Genomic DNA, 2,526 nt, shown 5'->3' with positions numbered 1-2,526 from the left:
CGTTTAGAGTTTCGGACGCCGAGAGGCGTCGGAAAGTCGACGGTGCCCGAACCTGCGGGCCGCATGCGATGAGCTATGGGGATTTCGAGTTTGGGCTGGTCCTGGCGTCTGCTGACGACGCCGATAAGCGGACGGATGCAAGAGCCGCCCGTCCGGTTGTGTGTTGGCAAAACAGCCGCGGGAAGCTTGTCCGTCCGGTTTTGGCAACCAGACTGCTGCTTTTGGGTGTGCGATATGCGGACGTCATCGACGCCAGAAGCGTGGCCTTGGCGGGGTGTGACGGTATCTGGCCATGCCGGGTCACGGCGCAGGGTTCCCGGATGGACTGGCTCGACCTGGCGGGCCGCGCGGCAGGTAGCAACGTTGGAATATCTCGATGACGATCATGCGCCCGCCGCAGCACGGGCACGGTGGGCGGGGCTCGACCGGTTCGGGGCAAGGCTCGTCAGCTGCAGGTGGTGCGACCGCGAGCAATCGGCGAGCGTGTTCGAGGTGGGACTTGCGGGTGCTGCCGGCGAGCAGGCCGTAATGGCGGATGCGATGGAACCCGCGTGGCAGGCAATGCAGCAGGAAGCGGCGGATGAACTCGTCGGCGCTGAGCGTCATGATCTGCTGCCGGTCTGGGGCAGAGCGACGATAATCCTTGTAGCGGAACGTGACCCCATGCTCGTCGAGCCGCAGAAGGCGACTGTTCGAGATGGCAACCCGGTGGGTGTAGCGCGAGAGATAGGCGAGCACGGCCTCGGGCCCGGCGAACGGCGGCTTGGCATAGACCACCCAGCGCTTCTTCCTCACCGGTGACAAATGGCGCAGCAACGCACGGCGGTCGGCCAACTGCGCCAGCTTACCGAAGAAGGCGAGCTTGCCGGCATCGTGAAGCGCCAGCAGCCGGGTCAGGAACAGGCGGCGGAACAAAGCGCCCAGCACGCGCACCGGCAGGAGGAAAGCCGGGCGAGAGGATATCCATCGGTCCCCATCCGGCGCGATGCCGCCGCCCGGCACGATCATGTGGATGTGCGGATGATGGGTCATGGCCGAGCCCCAGGTGTGGAGCACGGCGGTGATGCCGATGCGCGCACCCAGATGCTTCGGGTCGGCAGCGATGGTCAGCATGGTCTGCGAGGCGGTCTTGAACAGCAGGTCATAGACCAGCGCCTTGTTGTGAAAGGCGATGGCGGCGATCTCGGCAGGGAGCGTGAACACGACGTGGAAGTAGCCGACTGGCAGCAGGTCGGCCTCGCGCGCCGCGAGCCAGTTGCGTGCGGCCACACTCTGGCACTTGGGGCAATGCCGGTTACGACAGCTATTATAGGCGATCCGCCAGTGCCCGCAGTCGGTGCAGGCCTCGACATGGCCGCCCAGCGCCGCGGTGCGGCATTGCTCGATCGCCGACATGACCTTGAGCTGATGCAGGCTCAGATGCCCTTCTTGGGTGGCCCGGTAGGCTAACCCGGCGGCACGGAAGACATGGGCGACCTCGAGCGAGGTGCGCACCGGCTCTCAGCCGCTCAGCACCTCGTTATCCGGTGCCGCCAAGGCCAGTCGGTCGAGCGGGCTGACAACTGCTCGCATCGTCTTCGTTGCCACCTTGGTGTAGAAGGCCGTGGTGTTGAGCTTGGCATGGCCGAGCAGTGCCTGGATAACGCGGATATCGACGCCGTCCTCGAGCAGATGCGTCGCAAAACTGTGCCGCAGGGTGTGCGGTCCGACCCGCTTGGCGAGATCAGCTGCTTCTGCCGCTTGAACGACGACCCGGTAGAGCTGGCGGGTGCTGATCGGCACCGTCGCGTTCTGACCTGGGAACAGCCAGCCATCGGCATGGAGCACCCCCTGTTGCCGCCCCGCGCGCCACCACTCCCGCAGCAGCACAAGCAGACCGTCGGGCAGCATGGCGTTGCGATAGCGTCCACCCTTGCCGCGTTCGATCCTGAGCAGCATGCGCTTGCTGTCGATATCGCGCACCTTGAGCGCCGATACCTCGCCGACCCGCAAACCCGCACCGTAGGCCACCGACAGCGCGGCCTGGTGCTTGAGGCAGGTCGTGGCGTCGAGGAGCCGCTTCACCTCGGGCTGGGTCAGCACAACCGGGATCTTGCGAGCATGAGCGGTGCGGACCAGCTTGCGGGCAAGCTCGGGCCGGTCGAGGGTGTGGGTGAAGAAGAACCGCAGCGCCGCGACAATGCTGTTCATGGTCGGCGCCGGAACGCCGGCTTCCTGCTGTTCGATCTGGAAGCGGCGGATATCCTCGGCGGTCGCGGTGTGGGGCGAGCGCCCCAGCCAGGTCGCGAACCGCCCGACATCGCGCAGATAGTTGCGCTGCGTCTCCGGACTGAACCGGCGCATGGCCATATCCTCGATCAGCCGCTGGCGCAGCGGGCTGATGGGCGAAACAGGTACAAGATCGTTCATCTCTCGACTCCTCGGTTGAAGGAGCCGGAATGATCGGCCTTGTTCAATCTACTCGCTACGGTCTTGCTCTGGCGTAACCCGCGCCGCCAGCACCCCTCCCGCGAAGCGGGTTCGTGC

General features: G+C 65.7%; 2 protein-coding genes. Both read right to left on the bottom strand.

The window, feature by feature from the left end; all coding sequences use genetic code 11:
* Positions 1-300: 300 nt before the first annotated feature.
* Positions 301-1,494 (bottom strand): IS91 family transposase, encoded by a 1,194-nt coding sequence (locus ACXYN8_RS13600; protein ID WP_458890012.1) that lies wholly within the window; start codon positions 1,492-1,494, stop codon positions 301-303.
* A 6-nt stretch (positions 1,495-1,500) separates the two neighbouring features.
* Complete coding sequence (locus ACXYN8_RS13595; RefSeq protein ID WP_458890011.1) at positions 1,501-2,409, bottom strand: tyrosine-type recombinase/integrase; 909 nt, start codon at positions 2,407-2,409, stop codon at positions 1,501-1,503.
* Positions 2,410-2,526 lie beyond the last annotated feature (117 nt).

This window comes from Altererythrobacter sp. CAU 1778, assembly GCF_054482795.1.
The sequence above is the reverse complement of the archived record's forward strand: the minus strand, read 5'-3'. Positions and strand labels throughout refer to the sequence as shown.